Annotated in this window: 12 protein-coding genes; 5 read left to right on the top strand and 7 right to left on the bottom strand. The window is 56.0% G+C overall.

The genetic code is table 11. The annotated features are described in order from the left end of the window. The coding region (locus Q0510_RS14040; RefSeq protein ID WP_298712888.1) for a pyruvate kinase at positions 1-760 on the bottom strand (760 nt) is incomplete at its 3' end. A gap of 10 nt (positions 761-770) precedes the next feature. Further along, entirely contained in the window at positions 771-1751 is a 981-nt protein-coding gene (pfkA, locus tag Q0510_RS14035) for a 6-phosphofructokinase (protein WP_298712885.1), read from the bottom strand. A gap of 313 nt (positions 1752-2064) precedes the next feature. On the opposite strand from pfkA, the gene Q0510_RS14030 reads away from it, so the two are divergent. Continuing rightward, positions 2065-4188: a prolyl oligopeptidase family serine peptidase gene (locus tag Q0510_RS14030; protein ID WP_298712882.1), complete on the top strand. Its 2124-nt coding sequence runs from the start codon at positions 2065-2067 to the stop codon at positions 4186-4188. 67 nt (positions 4189-4255) lie between these two features. After that, positions 4256-5158, top strand: a complete 903-nt coding sequence (locus Q0510_RS14025) for an NAD(P)-dependent oxidoreductase (protein ID WP_298712879.1) — start codon at positions 4256-4258, stop codon at positions 5156-5158. A 373-nt stretch (positions 5159-5531) separates the two neighbouring features. Here Q0510_RS14025 and Q0510_RS14020 read toward each other — a convergent pair whose 3' ends face one another. The 5 genes from Q0510_RS14020 to Q0510_RS14000 all read right to left on the bottom strand — a co-directional run bounded on the left by Q0510_RS14020 (position 5532) and on the right by Q0510_RS14000 (position 16499). Beyond that, entirely contained in the window at positions 5532-6848 is a 1317-nt protein-coding gene (locus Q0510_RS14020; protein WP_298712876.1) for a hypothetical protein, read from the bottom strand. Between the two features lie 625 nt (positions 6849-7473). Continuing rightward, positions 7474-10701, bottom strand: a complete 3228-nt coding sequence (locus Q0510_RS14015) for an RHS repeat protein (protein WP_298712873.1) — start codon at positions 10699-10701, stop codon at positions 7474-7476. Positions 10702-10836: 135 nt separating this feature from the next. Next, entirely contained in the window at positions 10837-11754 is a 918-nt protein-coding gene (locus tag Q0510_RS14010) for a hypothetical protein (RefSeq protein ID WP_298712870.1), read from the bottom strand. Positions 11755-11790: 36 nt separating this feature from the next. After that, positions 11791-13422 carry a hypothetical protein gene (locus tag Q0510_RS14005; protein WP_298712868.1) on the bottom strand — a complete coding sequence of 544 codons (1632 nt, stop codon included), beginning with the start codon at positions 13420-13422 and terminating at the stop codon, positions 11791-11793. Positions 13423-13430: 8 nt separating this feature from the next. Then, positions 13431-16499, bottom strand: a complete 3069-nt coding sequence (locus Q0510_RS14000; protein WP_298712865.1) for a tetratricopeptide repeat protein — start codon at positions 16497-16499, stop codon at positions 13431-13433. Between the two features lie 349 nt (positions 16500-16848). On the opposite strand from Q0510_RS14000, the gene Q0510_RS13995 reads away from it, so the two are divergent. From Q0510_RS13995 to Q0510_RS13985, 3 genes are all read left to right on the top strand, one after another. Then, the gene (locus Q0510_RS13995; RefSeq protein ID WP_298712861.1) at positions 16849-17256 is read left to right on the top strand and encodes a DoxX family protein; all 408 of its coding nucleotides are present in this window, start codon (positions 16849-16851) and stop codon (positions 17254-17256) included. 115 nt (positions 17257-17371) lie between these two features. After that, positions 17372-17806, top strand: coding sequence for a thioesterase family protein (locus Q0510_RS13990; RefSeq protein WP_298712858.1), 435 nt, complete (start codon positions 17372-17374; stop codon positions 17804-17806). Then, positions 17803-18649, top strand: an 847-nt coding sequence (locus Q0510_RS13985; RefSeq protein WP_298712855.1) for a competence/damage-inducible protein A, incomplete at its 3' end; no start/stop codon positions are given. The genes Q0510_RS13990 and Q0510_RS13985, both read left to right, overlap by 4 nt.

The following is an 18649-nucleotide window of genomic DNA, read 5'->3' as shown; positions in this document are numbered from 1 at the left end:
TTTCCTTCAGGTTCTGGATCGCTTCCGGCTTCTCGATCTTGGAGATGATCTTGATTTTGGAATTGCGGTCAGACAGGCGCTTGCGCAGCAGGGCGAGGTCTTTTACGTTACGCACGAAAGACAGCGCTACCCAGTCGCACTCATTGTCGATGATGAAATCGAGGTCGATTTCGTCTTTTTCGGTGAGGGCGGGGAGGGAAACTTTGGTATCGGGGAGGTTGAAGCCTTTTTTGGAGGAGAGAACGCCACCCAGCAGTACTTCTGCTTTGATGAGGTTGTCGGGCGTCACTTCTTTCACCACGGTTTCGATCTTGCCGTCGTCCAGCAGGATTTTCTGGCCGGGGCGCACGTCACGGGGGAGGTCATGGTAAGAAACGTAGATTCTTTCCATTGTGCCCACGCATTTCTCGGTGGTGAAGGTGAGGATATCGCCGGTTTTGAGCGGGAGGGCGTTGTTTTCGATTTCGCCTACGCGCAGTTTCGGGCCTTGCAGGTCGGCGAGGATCGCTACGTTGTAGGGCTCGGTTTTATTGATCTGGCGAATGTAGTTGATGATCCGCAGCTTGTCTTCATGGGCGCCATGAGAAAAGTTAAGGCGGAAGACATTCACACCAGCCTGCACAAGTTCCAGTAATTTCTCGTAGGTATCGCTGGCGGGGCCAACGGTTGCCACAATCTTAGTTTTTTGCTTGGCATGCGATGCACCTGCCTGGTTGTCCATTTCCTTATGAAAGTATTTGGACAGATCTTTTGTACTCATAGACGTTTATTTAACTCGCAAGAATTTTGACAATCTTTAACCATTCCGGATCGATCTGTTGTTTGGCTTTTACGGCCTTATCGAGCGGAGTGAATTGAATTTCGTTGTTGACGATGCCCACCATAACGTTGGTGGTGCCGTTGAGGAGGGCGTCTACCGCGGCGTAGCCCATACGGCTGGCCACCAGGCGGTCGAGGCAGGTGGGAGAGCCCCCGCGCTGGATGTGCCCGAGTACGGTTACGCGGGTATCGAGCTGCGGCATTCTGTCCTTGACGTGACGGGCCACTTCATCGGCCCCGCCGAATTCGTCGCCTTCCGCCACTACGATGAGGTTCACCATTTTGGAACGGCGCTCGTTGGCGGTGAGGTGGTCGATGACGTCGTCGATATTGGTTTTATGCTCGGGGATGAGGATATGTTCCGCCCCCGTGGCGATGCCGCTGTGCAGGGCGATGTACCCGGCGTCGCGGCCCATAACTTCAATAATAAAAAGGCGGTCGTGCGCATCGGCGGTGTCGCGGATCTTGTCGATCGCTTCCACGGCGGTGTTAACGGCCGTATCGAAACCGATGGTGAAATCGGTACCGGCAATGTCTTTGTCGATGGTGCCGGGAAGGCCGATGCAGGGAATGTCGAATTCCTGGCTGAATTTCTGGGCGCCTTTGAAGGAGCCGTCGCCCCCGATTACCACCAGCCCGTCGATCCCGAATTTCTTCAGGTTCTCATAAGCTTTTTTGCGGCCTTCGGGCTCATAGAATTCCTTGCAGCGGGCGGTTTTGAGGACGGTGCCCCCGCGTTGGATGATATTGGCGACAGACTTGGATTCCATAGGGAAGATTTCCCCTGTCAACATGCCTTTGTAACCATACATCACCCCAAAAACATTCAGCTGATGATAGATGCCCGTTCTGACTACCGCCCGGATGGCTGCGTTCATCCCCGGAGCGTCGCCCCCGGAAGTAAGAACTGCGATGTTGTTCACTTTTTTCATGTGTAATCTTCTATATTGTCATGGCCACCCGAATTGCTTCTTGTGCCGCCTGATAAATCATTTTAGCGCCCCCTACTAAATCGTTTTTCCAACCGCCCATCCAAAATTTTACACGATGGCTCATGCGCAATGGTTATTTCATAGTATTTTGCCAGACTTGCATCCGGATAAAGGGCGCACGAAATTAACATTTTTTAATAGTTTCCTATCAGATATTCGATGAAATAACTAAATTTTTAATTTCCATCAAACAAACAGCTTAGAATTTTATAAAAATATACGTATGACAAATTTAAACCATAAGCATGTTGCCATGAGTATGATGATGTTGATGGGAGCAGGCACCGCCCTGGCGCAGAACCAACCGCTCAAATACCCCGAGACGAAAAAAGTAGACACGGTAGACAATTATCACGGTACCCAGATCGCCGATCCCTACCGCTGGCTGGAAGATGACCATGCCGACGATACCAAGGCCTGGGTAGACGCGCAGAATGCCGTCACCCAGGATTACCTGTCTTCCATCCCCTTCCGCGGCCAGATAAAGCAACGCCTGGAGGCCCTCTGGAACTACCCCCGCTACGGCGCGCCCTTCCGCGAAGGCAAATATTATTATTTTTATAAAAATGACGGCCTGCAGAACCAGGCAGTGCTCTACCGCCAGGCAGGCCTGAACGGTACGCCCGAAGTGTTCATCGACCCGAACAAGCTCTCCGATAAAGGCACCGCCGCCCTCGGGAACCTCTCTTTCTCGAAAGACGGCCGTTACTGCGCCTACCTCATCGCCAAAGCCGGCTCCGACTGGCAGGAAGCCTTCGTGATGGACGTGGAATCCAAACAGCTGCTGCAGGACAAGATCGACTGGATCAAATTCTCGGGCCTGTCCTGGAAAGGCGACGGCTTCTACTACAGCCGCTACGACGCGCCCGACGAGCAGAGCAAGCTTTCCAAAAAGAACGAATTCCATAAAGTATATTTCCATAAGGTAGGTACTTCCCAGGACCAGGACCCGCTCATTTACGTGGATAAAGAGCACCCCCTCCGTAACGCCGGCGTGGGCCTCACGGAAGACGAGCGCTTCCTCATCCTCAGTACCTCCGAAGGCACCAGCGGCAACGAAGTGTGGTACCGCGACCTGCACGACGCGTCGCAGACCGAATTCAGGCTCCTGGTAAAAGGGTTCGAATATGAGCCCAGCGTGGTGGAGAACGTGGGCGACAAGCTGCTGCTGCTCACCAACCACGACGCGCCCAACTACAAACTGGTGCTCGTGGACCCGAAAAATCCCGCAAAGGAAAACTGGAAGCTGATCATCCCCGAGCAGCCTGAAGTGCTCCAGGGCGTGGGCACCGCAGGCGGCAAACTGTTCGCCAGCTACCTGAAAGACGCGTCCACCCGCATCGTGCAGTATGACGTTTCCGGTAAAAAGGACCGCGACATCCACCTGCCGGGCATCGGCGCCGCGGGCGGCTTCGGCGGCAAGAAGGAAGACGGCCAGTTCTTCTACACCTTCTCTTCTTTCGTTGCCCCTCCCACCATTTACAAATACGACATCAAATCCGGCAAATCGGAGCTGTTCCGCAAGTCGGAAGTGAAGTTCAACCAGGACGATTACGAGACCAAACAGGTGTTTTTCACCAGTAAAGACGGCACTAAAGTGCCCGTGTTCCTCTCGCACCGCAAAGGCCTGAAGCTGAACGGTCAGAATCCCGTGCTGCTGTATGGTTACGGCGGGTTCAACATCCCGATGACGCCTTCCTTCTCCGTCAGCAACCTGTTTTTCATGGAGCAGGGCGGTATTTACGCAGTGGTGAACCTCCGCGGCGGCAGCGAATACGGCGAGGCATGGCATAAAGCCGGTATGATGGAAAAGAAACAGAATGTGTTCGACGATTTCATCGGCGCGGCGGAATATCTCGTGAAAGAGAAATACACCAACCCTTCGAAAATCGCCATCCGTGGCGGTTCCAATGGCGGGCTGCTTGTAGGTGCGGCCATGACGCAGCGCCCCGACCTGTTTAAGGTAGCGCTTCCCGCCGTGGGCGTGATGGACATGCTCCGTTTCCAGAAATTCACCATCGGCTGGGCATGGGTGACCGAGTATGGCACCAGCGAGAAGGCGGACCAGTTCCCCTACCTGCTGAAATACTCTCCCCTCCACAACCTGAAAGCAGGCACCTCGTACCCCGCTACCATGGTAACCACGGCGGATCACGACGATCGCGTGGTGCCGGCGCACTCCTTCAAGTATGCGGCAGCGCTGCAGGCGGCCCACAGCGGTCCCAACCCCGTGCTGATCCGCGTGGAGAAGCAGGCGGGCCATGGCGCAGGGAAGCCCACGTCCAAACTCATCGACGAAGCTACCGACATCTGGTCGTTCACGATGTTTAACCTGGGCATGAACTTTTCCACGGTAACCACCGGGAAGAAAATGTAACGGATTCACTATCATCAATAAACGCCGCGTAATACTGCATTACGCGGCGTTTTTGTATATTGGAATTATGAAAGTGCTCATTACAGGGAGCAACGGGCTCCTCGGTCAATACCTGGTGCAACGGCTGGCGGGCCTTCCCGGTTACGAAGTGATCGCTACGGGCCGTGGTCCCAACCGCCTCCGCATGAAATCCGGTTACGCATATGAATCGGTGAACCTGGCGGACGAGGCCGCGGTGAAGGGGCTGGTGGACCGCCACAAGCCCGATGTGATCGTCCACGCCGGCGCCATGACGCAGGCCGACGATTGTGAGCGCAACAAAGACGCCTGCTGGATGGTGAACGTGACCGCTACGCGATACCTGCTGCAGGGCGCGGAGAAAGCGGGTGCGTACTTCCTGTTCGTGTCCACCGATTTCGTGTTCGACGGGCTGGCAGGGCCCTACAGTGAAGAGGATCCCGTCAATCCCGTTAACTATTACGGCGCCAGCAAAGTGGCGGCGGAAAGGATCGTGAAGCAATCCAGGGCACAATGGGGCATCGCGCGGACCGTGCTGGTATACGGCCTGGCCGATGATCCCCGGCGCAGCAATATCATCACCTGGGTGAAATCCAACCTGGAACAAAAGAAGAAGCTGAAAGTGGTGAACGACCAGTGGCGGACGCCCACCCTCGTGCAGGATCTGGCCGAAGGCATCCGGCTCATGCTCGATAAGAAAGCGGAAGGCATTTTCCACCTTTCCGGGAAAGACATGCTCACGCCATTTGAAATGGCCAACCAGGTGGCAGGATACCTGGAGCTGGACACGAAGCTCCTCGAAAAAGTAGACGCATCCACCTTCAAGCAACCCGCTCCGCGGCCGGCTAAGACCGGCTTTGTGATTGACAAGGCAGTACAGGAACTGGGGTATGCGCCGCATAGTTTCGAGGAAGGTTTGAAGATCGTGGTAGAGCAGATCAGACCGAAGTAAAACACTCCGCATAAAGGTTAAGGGATGGCGAAATGCCATCCCTTTTTTGGTAGATATTTACCCGGCCGGTTAAGCCGAGGCATTTACCGGCGGGCGGTAGGATGGAAAGGGCGAAGCGCTGGTTTTCGCTGATGGAGATAATGACAGCGGCTGCGTGAAAGAAAACCCGGAGGATAGATATCGCCCGGCGATACTTTAATCTAATCGATGTGTTAGAACGATTAGGTGCTGTAAGTTGCGGTAACGGCACAATTCACCGTCACCGTGTTATACCCCATCATTCAGCAATTTTGACCCTGATTTTCCGGCCTCAATGCTTTGCATTCCAGTTGGCGTGAAGAGAATGGTACGGCTGCAGGGACAGACAGGCGTTTTAATAATTCCGGATCGTCCTGAATTGCAGGTTGAAATGTTCCACGGTCCCGGTTCCGCAGCGGATCATTTTATAGAATGTTCCCGTCATGTACCCCGTAATGTATTCCTTGTTCTCGATCTGTTCCACGTTCGTGATCACCAGTTCGCCGCCGGAAGCGCGGTAGTCGATGATTTCATCGTCTTCGCAATAACTGTAAAATGTTCTCCCATACACATTCACCGGGCTGGTGAACGTTCCTTTTTCGAGGTAGGCGGTGCCGCCGTAATCGGGCGAGTGCCAGGAGTGGCTGCCGGGGCGAACGGGGTTGCTGACGCCTTCGATCTGGCAGGAGAAGCCTTCCAGCGGAGCGTATTCGCCGGAGAAGTTGAGCCAACCGCCGGGGATGTATTTGTGGTGGACGTTGGTGCAGAATACTTCCTGGCCGTTGACGGTGCCGGAAAGATAGGTTTCATCCTCGATCTTGATTTTAGCGAGCAGTGTTACGATACCAATGTTACCACGGCCGGGGATCGCGCCGCCGGGCAGGAAATTATGCACCTCCACGGAAACGGTAACAGGGTTGACGGCCGGCACTTTGGACGGTGCGTCGTACCTGGCGAACTCGAAACTGCTGGAGGAAAGCTTGCCTGCGCCTTCCAGTTTCCAGTTTTTGATATTCCCTTCCTTGCGCAGTACGCGCTCCCGGAAAATCGCGATCTCGGGATCGTCGAGCTCCTCGGCGGGAATGTCTTCGTTGGTGGAGTAAATAACAAGCATCGATGCCTTTTTGACCAACACGCTGTTGGGGTCCGCGCGAAGCCAGAACATGGCGTAGGGGGCCCAGTCGGAAAAGTGGTCGGTTTCCACCGTGAGGGTGCGGGCGGTTTTGTTGAGCGTGGTTTTGGGAATGAAGCGCCAGATGCCGTCCTGCGCCTGGTAGGCCATAAAAAGCGCGTCTTCGGCGGTGCTGTCGAGGTGTTTGTTGGTGTATTTGAACGTGAGCTTAACGGGTTTGGCGAATCGCGTTCCTTCAGGGAGGAGGCGGTATGCGGGGCCGGGGCTGCCGGGTAAAGTATTGGAAACCGCCTGTACGCTGATTTCCGTATTGGCCGCCAGTGCGCCCGCGGGCACCTCGATCTGGAGGGTATTGTCTCTGGAGGAAAGGCTGCCGCCGGCGGGGCCGATAGATTTTTTCACAACTTCGCCCGTGGGCGTGCCATGTGCGCGTACGGCCGGAGGTTCGGTGTTCTTCGGTTCGTCCTGTTTGCCGTTGTTTTTTGAACAGGCGGCCAGCAGCAGGAGGCAGCTGATCCATATCGACGGTATCCTTTTCATGATGAGGGGTATTGGTTTTTGTTTGATAGCTTGGTAAGTAGTTACGTTTGTACTTACGGTTCGGCAAAAGTATACTTCCGACTCATTGTCCCGCTACGCGAAGCCGCGTAATGCGGTTTGGTTTGGCTGAAATGATAGATTCCGGCGGCAGGGTGCAAACTGTTCTGCGCTGTCATTGCGGTTGCTGCATAATAAATAGTAAGCTTACATCATCCGCAGTGGATGTTTATACCAGTCACTATGTCGATCGTAGCGCGTATTGTTCGCAGGCAATTCAGCAGAAAATCATAGCAAAGCACACATTATAGCATTCGTAAAAGCCTGCGGTTTCGGGTATACAGGGAGTATTTTCCTTAAGCGATAGTTTACTTATCGGCGGCTGCGCTTACATTTCCCCACTTCTTCCTTAAGATTTTAATCCGCCCGGTCGCCGGCTGATTTACTTTGATTTGCTGCCGGGTCAGCATTCGCGCCACTCCCATCGCGCAAACAGAGCTTGATCCGCCCCGGCAGCCGACCTATATACACGATCTGCCAGGGGAACGGAGCTTCGCCTGTTCCCATCATGCAGTCTGGGGCTGATCCGACCCGAAAGCAGACGGACAAACTTCCGCCTGTCCACGGTTCATTCCTGCTGCGGCGCCTGGTAGGCATACTTGTGCAGTTTGAGAATGTTCCCGTTTTGATCCCGTACTACGCCCAGGCGCCCGAATCCATCGTACTCGTAATGAACCGTCCTGCCGTCGGGGCCCGTAATGCTGGTAACGCCCGTCAAGGGACTATGTGTGAACGTCCTGATCACTGCGGGCGATTGCCCGGCCCGAACACGGATCTTCTGCAATTCCGTGCGGAGCCGCGCTTCGCTCGCCGGTTGCTGAAGAACGGTGTTATCCAGCCATCCCGAAGCCACAGAATAGGGAATACCCGTTATCTCAGCGACAGGAAACCGGTATCCATATCCCCACAGCATCGAACGCACGAGCCCGTCCCGCGCCGTTGTTTGCACCAGGTTGCCGGACTTGTCGTAAACAAATTGCATTTCCGGCTGGAGGCTCCGCCCGTGGGAAGCCGTAAAGATCGTTTCCGGCATGATGAAAGCCCCTCCATGCCAGGATGTATAACTGATCCGGACGTGCTGCGACACGAGGTGATCGCGGAACGCCCATTGTTCAACCGGTTTCCGCACCTGGTTCTCCCGCACCATGGCCGCCAACACGGCATTCCCGGAGTAATCGCCCGGGTATTTCGTTACCTGGACGAGCCGCTCACCGTTGCTGCCCACCGTAATCGTTTGCGTAGGTTGCAGGTGAAGGGGATTGTCGTACCTGAACAGCGTGGCGGAGCGGAGGGGCGGGCCGCTGTCGGGATATACCATCCGGACGATACTATCACACCGGTACCATTCCGACAGATGCCGGAAGGCGCCGGTATGGAAGCGCGCGCTATATAACTGGAACGCTTCGTGCCGCTCGCGGACCAGGTAAGATATATGCATGCCGAGCCCGCGAAATGCCGCCGGTGGCGTGTTCTCATGGAACCATTGCCGCCAGTACGTTTCAGCGGGTACGAATGACCAGGCGTAAACCGTCGTTTCCGTTGGCTGATATCCGCCGCCCGGCGTTTTCCGGAATAATTCGGCTTTCAGCAACTTCCCGTTGTACCCGTTGAAATTGGTTTCCGCCACAAATGGATAACCGCCGGGACCTCCTGCTTTGGGCATGTAGGAGAACGTATGGACCGTTCGCCCGGAAGCGCCATTTTCCCCCTCGCGGACCTCCACCCTCGGATACAACACCGGCCCATGATCTCCCGACAAAGGGTTGACGCTCCCTGCATGCTGGATCATCAGCATCCCGCATTGCAACTCGTACTGGATGCTGACAAGGCCCCTGCCATCGGTCCGCTCGTGTTTTTTGTAATGGCAAACCTGCCGCTGGTACTCATATTGCGGCCGCGCCGGGCAAATCCCGGAGGACCGGTCAGGGTAAGCATCCGGTTGTCCGTAATGAAACGTCCTGGTATCGGGGAGCTGCGGATGGAGGGGATCGGTGTTTACGATGGAACGGATTCTCCACCCGCCGACAATTTTAGATCCCGAATACCTTGTCACCGAATCGTTCTTATACGTTATTTGCCAGAAACCGAAGGAGCCGTCGCCGTCGGTCCGGATAGTGATGGTATACGCGCCGGGAGGCAAATTCTCCGGGTCGCCGTCGGGATGGGCATTCCTGCCGGAGAAGGAAACTATCTTTCCGCCGGGCTTCTTCAGGCTGATCCCGCAGGAATGTTCAGTGGCATACTCAACGTCTTCCAGGTATCGTGGCCGGGGCTGTTGCGGCGGTAGCGTGTTGTAGCGTATCCTAACGTCATACGCGCCCTGCGGCAGCGTGAATGCGCGTTGTACCGTGGCGTTCGGCTCGCCGTTGCAACGGAATCCGCCCTGGACCGTTTGTTTGCGCTCTTCGTTATGCACCCAGATGGTATTGGGCTCGAACATAAACAGGGTGCTCCCGCCGGTGGGGTAACGTATGCTGGTTAGCATACCAGCGCGGGAGTATAACGTGTCGGGATCGCGGAGGGCGCCGCCGGTAAAAGCAGTATGCTGCGGCAGGCGCGTTGCACTGCCGGCGCCGGTCCCGTTGGCGTATCCCCAGTGATCCTGCCGCGACGACAGCCGGGGCGGCAATCCCCTGGCATCGTTATAGCCGAAAACCCAGGAGGGCAGCCGCTTTCCGTCGGGCGCTTCTTCGTATACCTCTTTAAGCCAGAGCCTGTGGCTTTCCGGGAAGCGGGTGTCGCCGGTATAACCATGCACGAACCGGAAGCGCTTCCGCAAATCGTTATGGTACAGCCACTCCACCGCCGCCAGGGCATGCGTGCCGGGGAGATCGGTCCTTTGCCCGGCCTGATACACCATCCGCGCACGCGCCCCGTTGCTGGCCGAAATTTCCTTCAGCCGCCAGCCTTTTACCCGGCAGGCGACGGTAGCGGTACGGGAAGGATAAATGTCCGCCGCGGCGGCAATATCCGGCCTCCTGACCCCCGACAGCCAGGTATATCGTGTTTCACCCAGGAAGACGCGGTAAGTGAAATGCAGCGGTTCGTAATGAAACAAAATGGAATCGCGCAACGGCGTCACGATCTTCGACAGGTAGAACTGCGTACTTGCCTGCCCGTTATCGGTTGCAGCGGTTTCGCGCAGGTCGAAGTGAAAGGTATTGCCATCTTCGTCACGGATGCGGAACAGGCCGCTGACCTGTATTTTGCGCAGGGGGACAGGGTGCGCGTACCCGCGGTGGTCGAAGTAGAACTTCCCAGAAAAACCGCCGGCCGTAAAGCTGAACAGGTCCGGTTCTAGATCCGTCTGCCGGTCGGCCATTTCCCGGAACCATGTATACCGTGCATCTGCATACCTGTCCGGCGTCCACACAGGTGGCGCCCAGTGCGGGTCCTGCACGATAGACGGAGGGATAGCGCCCTCCGGCCCGGGAGCCCCGTTCAGCAAATCGGGCTTCCCGTGGACGGTTGCGGCCAGCACGCCGCCCGCCTGCAGCGACCAGCCGCTACCAACGCAGGAAGGCGCTTCATCCACCCGTATACCTCCCGCATGGTAACGTAACGCAATCGTATGCGTGAAACTTTTCAATTTGAATTCCCCCAACGGCACAGTGATTTCCGGCAAGCCGTTGCAAAGCGACACCGGCACTTCCTGCACGCGGAACAAAGCTGCGGCCTCCGGCGTGGGCGGCACCTGCAATGGCGGCGCCAGTGAGGAAAGATCCTGCGAAAATGTGTGTGCCGCGCACACCAGGGTAACAAACAGGCATGTCGCCTTTCTTTTTACTGTTGACATAAGATATGGATTGGGTTAACGAATTCCGTTACAAACAATGCGTCAATATAAAAGAAAAATGAAACGGAAAAATTTTCGGCAAAAAAAAATCGTCCCCCGGTGGGGGACGATTCGCTATTTCTCTGAAGAAATTGTTTAATAAACGATTCTCACCGGCGCCTGGAACTTCAGCGCTACGGAGTCTTTCGCCGCAGTCGTGTCTGCCGGCATCGTGGTGTAGGGGATGGCCAGGTTGAACTCGGTGGAGTCTTTCGAAGCGAAGAGCACGACTTCCTTATACCCCCAGGCTATCCGCTTGGCGTGGTTGCGCTCGGCGGACTCGCGGGATTTGAAAGTGGCGATCACCACGTAGTAAGAAATACTGTCGCTCACCGGGGCTGCTGGCTCCACAGGGGCCGTCACCACGCTGTCTTCCACAGGAGCCGCAACAGGAGCGGGTTGCGCTGTTTCGGGTTGCTGCGGAGCTGGCGGCATGATCTGGTCTTTATACATCCATGCGGCAACGCCGCCTCCGATCAACACCAGCGGCAGCACTACCCACCACCAGCGGAAACGCCCCTGGCTTTCAGGTTCTTCGTACACGGCGCTGGTATGTTCCACCACCTGGTTATTTTCCACTTCGGTAGTGCCCTGCAGCACGCGGGGCGCGGATTCCGAACGGATCACCTGTTCCAGCCCGATGGGTTGCCAGGCGTCCGGGAGCTCCTGCGGCGTGAAGCGCAGCTGGCCCAAAGGATCGATTCGCAGGCTGCCGATGCCTGGCAGGTCGATGGGCTCGCCGGCCGCCAAAGCATCGCGGAATTGCTGGAGGTATTTATCCAGCTTCAGCGCCGCCACCGGTTCCAGCAGGTTCTCTTTACGGGAGATCCAGCGGAGCAGCGAGCCGTCGTCTTCCCAGCGGGTGTCGAATTGCACCTGCTGCCGGGGAGGCGTCAGCGACTGGTCCACCACGCTGAACTGCGCGGGAATGTGCTGGATGGTAAAGGTGCCAACCTGCGGTACGATGCAGGTTTGCTGCCTGAAAAGGACTTCCGTGATATATTGCTGTAGCATTTGCGGCCGGTAACTTTTGAGTGCAAGTTTACGCAATTAAAACTTAACGGTAACCCCGCCGAGCACGTTCAGCCCGTAAGTGGGGTAGCCGTGCCAGCGTTCGTACTTGGAACTGAAGAGGTTATTCACATTCACCCAGAGGTTGAAGTTCTTCGTCACATTGTACTCCGCTCCCGCGTTCAGGTCCTGAACCGCCTTGGTTTTGCCCATATTGTCCAGCCCTTCGCTGCGCAGCACGTAATAAGTGCCGCTCAGGGTGTACAGGTTGGCGTTCAGGTGGAATTTCTTCCCGAACGTATACTGGGCAAACAAGGTGGCCTTGAAGGGCTGCACGTGCCAGGGCTTCAGCTCCGTTTTCTGCTTGTTGAAATCATACCAGTCCACGCTCACACGCGCCTGGAACTTCTCTTCCTGGATATACCCCACTTCCGCATGCAGCTGGAAGGCGCGGAGCTCTTCCTCGTTGCGGGTCTGGAAGCTCTTCATGCCGTTGATGCTGTCGTTCACGAAAAGCGCGCGGTTATGCCAGGTAATGGCGCCGAACTTGGTGTTATAGTTGAAGTGGTTGCCCAGCGTGCCTTTGATGCCGGTGTACTTCTCTTCTACACGGGTATTGAGCATATCCGGGCCATAAGAATTGAACCAGGGGTTCTCCGTGGCGAGGTTCCGGAAGTTGTTCTTCTGGAAGTAGGAGATCCAGCCCGAGCTCAGGATCAGCTTCTCGCGGATCAGGTGCGATTCGTTCACGATGTCGGGCAGGAGATGGAACTTGCCGTTGGTCCAGGTGGGATTGGCGCCGGCATGCAGCACGAACCCGGGTTTGGTGATTTCCACGGCAGGGTGGATGGCGGCGATGTTGTTATTGATCTGGTCGTTGTTGTCTTCTTTGAAAACGCTCAGATCCACCAGGCCCTCGGCCTTCAGCCAGATATCTTCGAAGATCTGCTTGCGGATAGGCGCCTTCAGCACGAAGGTGTTTTCCATCCGCTTGTACTTATCCCCGAAAATGGTGAATTCTGCCTGCGGCTGGAACTGGAAGCCCCAGTCGTTCTGCGGCCTGTTCTTCAACCCCACTTTGGCCACTACTTCGTTGAACGCCTGCTTCACTTCGTCTTTCGAATAATCGTGCGCGGCATGGTCGTAGCCGTAGTAATGCACCTGGTTGCGGTTGTAGCCCAGGCTGGCGTTCACTTCAAACAGCGGCGTGAAGTAAGTGCCGGAACCGAGGATATTCATCTGCGACACGTCCTGGTACTGTATGTCGCCTTTCGAAGACGTGTAATTGAAGAACACCCCGAAATTGTATTTATCCTGCCGGCCGCTGCCAAAACCTGCCTGGATGAGCGGGGTATTGTAATTGCCGTACCCCAGCTTCACGTAATTGTTCTGGAGCTGGAGGGAAGTCGTGTCTTTCCCCAGCGCCAGCGGACGGATCTGCACGGGCTGGTACATGAAATTCAGGTTGAGCGCCGGTACCTGGTAGCCCAGGCGCGGGCGGCTCGTGTCTACCGTGGGCAGGGACGCCGTCAGGTTCAGCTTGGCCGCGTTGGGCAGCTTAGGCTGGTATTTCGAGATGATGTCGATCGTTTCCTGCTTCAGCGAGTCCTTCTGCTGCGCGAGGGCGCTGAGCGGGAAAGCGAGTGCGAATGCTATATATATGCGCTTCATGTTTTTCCTCATTTAATTTTTGAACCAGCTTTTTCTTCCGCTTCCGCTTTCGCCAGTTTTTCCTTCGCTTCCGCCTTCAGTTCCGGTATGGGACAGTTTTCGGCGATGCTCTGGAAGGTGGCTTTGGCGTTGAAGTAATCCTTCTGGCGGAAGTACACATCGCCGAGGAGGATATAGGATTTGGCTACCCAAACCTCATAGCTGGAAGTGTTTTTAATCACCTCGAAACCGGCTTTCTCCGCCGCTGCCAGGTCGTTTTTCTCGAACAGGCATTTGGCGATATTGTAACGCGCTTCGGCGCCTACTTCAGATTTGGTAAGACCGGTCACGATCTTGTATTCGCTGACGGCCTCGTCGAACTGGCCGCGCTGCTGCAGCGACTTGCCGAGGTAGAAGTGGCCGATGATCTGGTCGTCGGTAGAAATGTCGCGGGCGGAAAGGAGCTCTTCGGCCAGGGGCGCCACTTCATCCCATGCGTTCAGCTGGTAGCTGCTGCGCAGCAGGCCGCGCGCGGCGGCGAGGGTATTGTCTTTGGTGGTGGACAGGCTCTTCAGCTGCTGGTAATATTGTTTCGCTTTTTCGTAATCCTTCACCTGGTAGTAATTCATGTAAGCGGCCTGCAGGGCGGAGCGCTCGGCAAAAGGACTGTTCCCGCGCGCCAGTACGAATTCGTAGGCGGGGAGGGCGTTTGCGTAGTCTTTGCTGTTGTAGAGGCATTCCGCTTTATAGAAGTTGGCCTGGAGGGCGAACTGTCCGTTCGGGAATTTCTGCAGGTAGTTATTGAAGGAAGCTACCGCGCCGGTGTAATCGCCGCTGCTGAAGCGGGTTTCGGCGGCGGCGTAGCTCAGGGAGTCTTCTGCCGATGCGCTCACGGATCTGCCGGTGGATTTCAGCAGTGCGAGGTAATCGTCTGTTTTGCCCTGGCTCACGTAGATGGTCCGGATGTTAACGAGTGCGGAGTTGGCTTCTGCGGAAGCAGGGAATTTCTCCACCACCTGCCGGAAGTATTGGAGTGCCGTGCTTTCCTGGTCGGTGTTGAAGTAGGCGAGCCCCAGTTTCAGCAGGGCTTTCGGCGCATTGGCGCCGTCGGGCTGCTTCTGGAGGATGTTTTTAAGATAGGGGATGGCGTCGCTGAAGCGTTCGTCGCTGAGGTAAGTATCGGCGATTTCCATTTCCGCGTCGTTATTGAAGGTGGAGCCGGGATATTTCACGGCCAGCTGCTTGAGGGCGTTCAGCTTGTCGGCGTGTTTACCCTGGATGCCAAGGATGATGCTTTTCTGGTAAGTGGCATAATCGGCGGCGGGCTGGTTTTCGCTGATCACCTGGTCGTACAGTGCGGTGGCTTTCGGGAAGTCGCGCAGCATGTAGTGGCAATCGGCGGCGCGGAGCAGGGCGTCGTTGTTGATACGTCCGGCGTTGGGGCCGCTGGCGCGCTGGGCGGCTTCGAAGTAAGGCAATGCGTTGGCGTATTGTTCCTTCTTCAGCAGGCTGTAACCCATGTTGTAGCTGGCGGTTTGCACGTTGGCTTCGCCGGAAACGGGCACGCCGCTGCTGCCGAGGTAGGCCTGGAGGGCGGGGATGGCTTTGTCGGTCTGCCCCTGGCGCAGTGCGATCTCCGCTTTCCAGAACTGCGCGAGCCGCGTGATCTGCGGATCGTAGTTGTGGGACAGGGAAATACCCAGCAGGCGGTCGGCTTCGGCCAGCTGGCCGTCGTTCACCAGCTGCGTGGCGCGTCCGTAGGATACCTTCTGGTAGGCTTTCAGCACGGCGGGACTTTTCTCCGGCAATGCTTCCAGCAGGGAGATGGCATCCTTGTAATTATTGGTGTTGGCGAAGAGCTGCACGAGGATCTCGCGGGATTCGCGGGTGTATTCGCCGTTGGGATAATTGTTGATATAGCCGGTGAGCTCGGTGATGGCGGCGTCCTGGTAACCCAGTTCGTACGACAGTTTGCCGTAATTGAAGCGGGAGATTTCCTGCTGGCGGGGATTGGAGCTGTTGCGCGCGCTGAACGCGAAAGCGTTGCGGGCGTTGGCTTTCTGGCCCGTGCGGAGATAGCAGTCGCCGAGGAGGTACATGGAGTTCTGGCCCAGGGAGTCTTTCGAGGAGCTGAGCTGTTTGAACCCGGTGATGGCTTTATCGAGGTTAGCGGTTTGATAGTAGGCGTAGGAGAGTTGGTAAACATCTTCTTTCCTTACTTCTTCGGCGTTCTCGTTAAATTCTTCGAGGTAGGGAAGGGATTTTGCGTAGTCTTTCCGTTCGAAATAGGCCTGGCCCACGAGTTGTTTCAGCTCGGCATCGTAATATAGGTTGCCTTTGCGGATGAGCGGTTCGGCGTATTGGATGAGCTGGTCGCGCTTGCCCTGGAAGTAGTAGATCTCGGCGATGTAGTAGGGTACAACGGCGGCGTACTTCGGGTCTTGCTGCACGCGCTGGAAGCTGGTGAGGGCTTCCGCGTATTTTTTGTTGTAATAGGAGATGAAGCCGTGGTAGTAATTGGCCGGGATGTAGTACTTGTTCTGGATTTCCTTGATGGAAGCGAAGAGCGGCTGGGCTTTCGCGAAATCTTTCAGGTTGAAGTAACAGTAGGCCAGTTCGAATTTGGCATCGGCGATGTCCTCGTTGGAGAGGTTATCGATGGAGGCTTTTTCGTAATAGGGGATGGCTTCCTGGAGCTTGTTGCGGTGGAAGTAATACCGGGCGAGCTGGAAGCTGATCATTTGTTCGCGGGGGGCGTTGTTAAAGCGGTCGATGAAATCGATGGCTTTCTTTTCCGCGTCTTCGTTCTGCAGTTTGAGGGCGCACATGGCGAAGTAGAAATGTGCGTCCGTATTCACCAGGGAGCGGTTGGTTTCGGAGAAATAACCGATCCCGTCGATGGTTTGCCGGAACAATTGCTGGGAAAGGGCGAATTTTCCTTCCCGGTAGAGTTGTTGCGCTTCCCGGAAAACTTTGTCTGGCTCCGTATGAATGCGGGTTTGCTGCGCTTCGGCCGATATGGCGCCGGTAAGCCCTGCGGCCAGCAGGAATACGCGGAGGCCCGGAAAAGCGCAGTTTTGTCTGGTGAATAGCTTCATGCTTTTGATATTATTGTCGACAATTTTTAGAAAAAACGGCACCGGCCGGGAATTATTACAGGAGCGGTAAAAAGCTTTATCCTGAACGTTCCGGAGGCCGGCAGGTGTTGGCATCGTCATGAGGGAAACAAACGAAGCAAATATAGCGGATTGCGCTTGCTTTGCCCCTTGCAGGTTATCTACTGCATGTGGATAAACTAAAGGATGTGGATAACTATTCCCGGCACGAGTTGGCAGGCATGGATCCGTCTGCTAAATTTGAAATTTATTCTTATATACATTAAGATTATCTAAATTTGAGCAGATTCCTTCCGAGGGGTACTCTTATCAAGAATCAAACCAAATTACTATGGCAAAACTACTATCCACCAAGTACAGCAACGCAGGCATCAGCCTTTCGCTGCTTTTGCTCCGTCTTCTTTTCGGCGGCCTTATCATGACGCACGGCTGGCCCAAGCTGGTCAACTTCTCCACCTACGCGCAGAAATTCGCGGATCCCTTCGGCCTGGGAAAAACCGCGTCGCTTGGGCTCACCATCTTCGCTGAATTCTTCTGCGGCGCCCTCGTGCTCGTAGGCCTCCTCACCCGCGTGGCCACCATCCCGCTGATCATCTGCTTCCTCGTGATCGTATTCATGATCCACGGCCAGGATCCGCTGCACGACAAAGAAGTGGCCATCATGTTCCTCACCGGCTTCGTGACCCTGCTCATCGCCGGGCCCGGCAAATATTCGCTCGACGGCGCACTCGGAAAATAATCCGCCCGCCCCGCACAGCTTTTTTTCGCAAGAGTTCCTGCGCCCCCGGCGCACGGAACTCTTTTTTTTACCCCGCCAAATCCCCTACATTTACAGACATTTTCAACAACGGAACATGTACAGCACAACGATAGACATTCGCGTGAGATACGGAGAAACCGACCAGATGGGTTACCTCTACTACGGCAATTACGCCCTCTATTACGAAGTCGGCCGTACCGACGCCATCCGCCAGCTCGGCTTCACCTACCGCGAGCTCGAAGAACAGGGCGTCATCATGCCCGTGGCCGAGCTCCAGGTCAAATACCTCCGCCCGGCTTATTACGATGATGTGATAACGGTGAAGACTATACTGAAGGAACTTCCCCCCAACCATAAAATCCAGTTCCACTCCGAGCTGTACAACCAGCAGGGAGAACTGCTGAACGTGGGCACCGTCACCCTCGCCTTCATCGACGCTAAAACCAAAAAGCGCATGAACATGCCCGACATCCTCCGGGAAAAACTCGCGCCTTATTTCGAAAACCCCTCAAACGCCACCGCGCCATGAACCGCATCAGGGCCAGTATCATCACGATCGGCGACGAACTGCTGATCGGGCAAACGGTAGACACCAATTCCGCCTGGATGGGCACCCACCTCAACGACGCCGGCATCTGGGTGCAGCGGCGCGTGGCCGTGGGCGACGACCGCCGGGCCATCCTCTCCGCCCTCGGAGAAGAATCCGCCAAATCCAAAGTAGTGCTTATTACCGGGGGCCTCGGCCCTACGGCCGACGATATCACCAAACCCACGCTGCTCGAATATTTCGGCGGCAAAATGGTGCAGGATGCGGAGACGTACACCCGCGTGATGGGATTCTTCGAAAGCCGCGGCCTGCCCGTGCTGGAACGCAACGTAGCCCAGGCCATGGTGCCCGACAGCTGCGCCGTGCTGCAAAACCTGCGCAGCACCGCGCCGGGCATGTGGTTCGAGAAAGACGGCGTCATCTTCGTGTCGCTCCCGGGTGTTCCTTTCGAGATGAAGGGCCTCATGGAAAATGAAGTGATCCCGCGGCTGCAGGAACGCTTCCAGACGCCGGCGCTCCTCCATCAAACCCTCATCACTTCCGGCATGGGCGAGTCTTTCGTGGCCGAGCGCATCCGCGATTTCGAAGCCGCCCTGCCCGCGCATATCAAACTCGCTTACCTGCCAAGCTACGGCCTGCTTAAACTGCGCCTCACCACCGAAGCACCCGATAAAATTACCGCCGCCGCGGAAATGAAAGATGCCCACCAGGCGCTCAAATCCCTGGTGTCCGATATCCTTGTGGCGGAGCAGGACCTGCCCATGGGCGTGATCCTCGGCAACATCCTCCTCGAAAAAGGACTGTCCGCCGGCACGGCCGAAAGCT

Source organism: uncultured Chitinophaga sp. (assembly GCF_937874145.1).
Classification (GTDB): domain Bacteria; phylum Bacteroidota; class Bacteroidia; order Chitinophagales; family Chitinophagaceae; genus Chitinophaga.
Note: the sequence above shows the minus strand (reverse complement) of the source record. Positions and strands in the feature narration are given on the sequence as shown.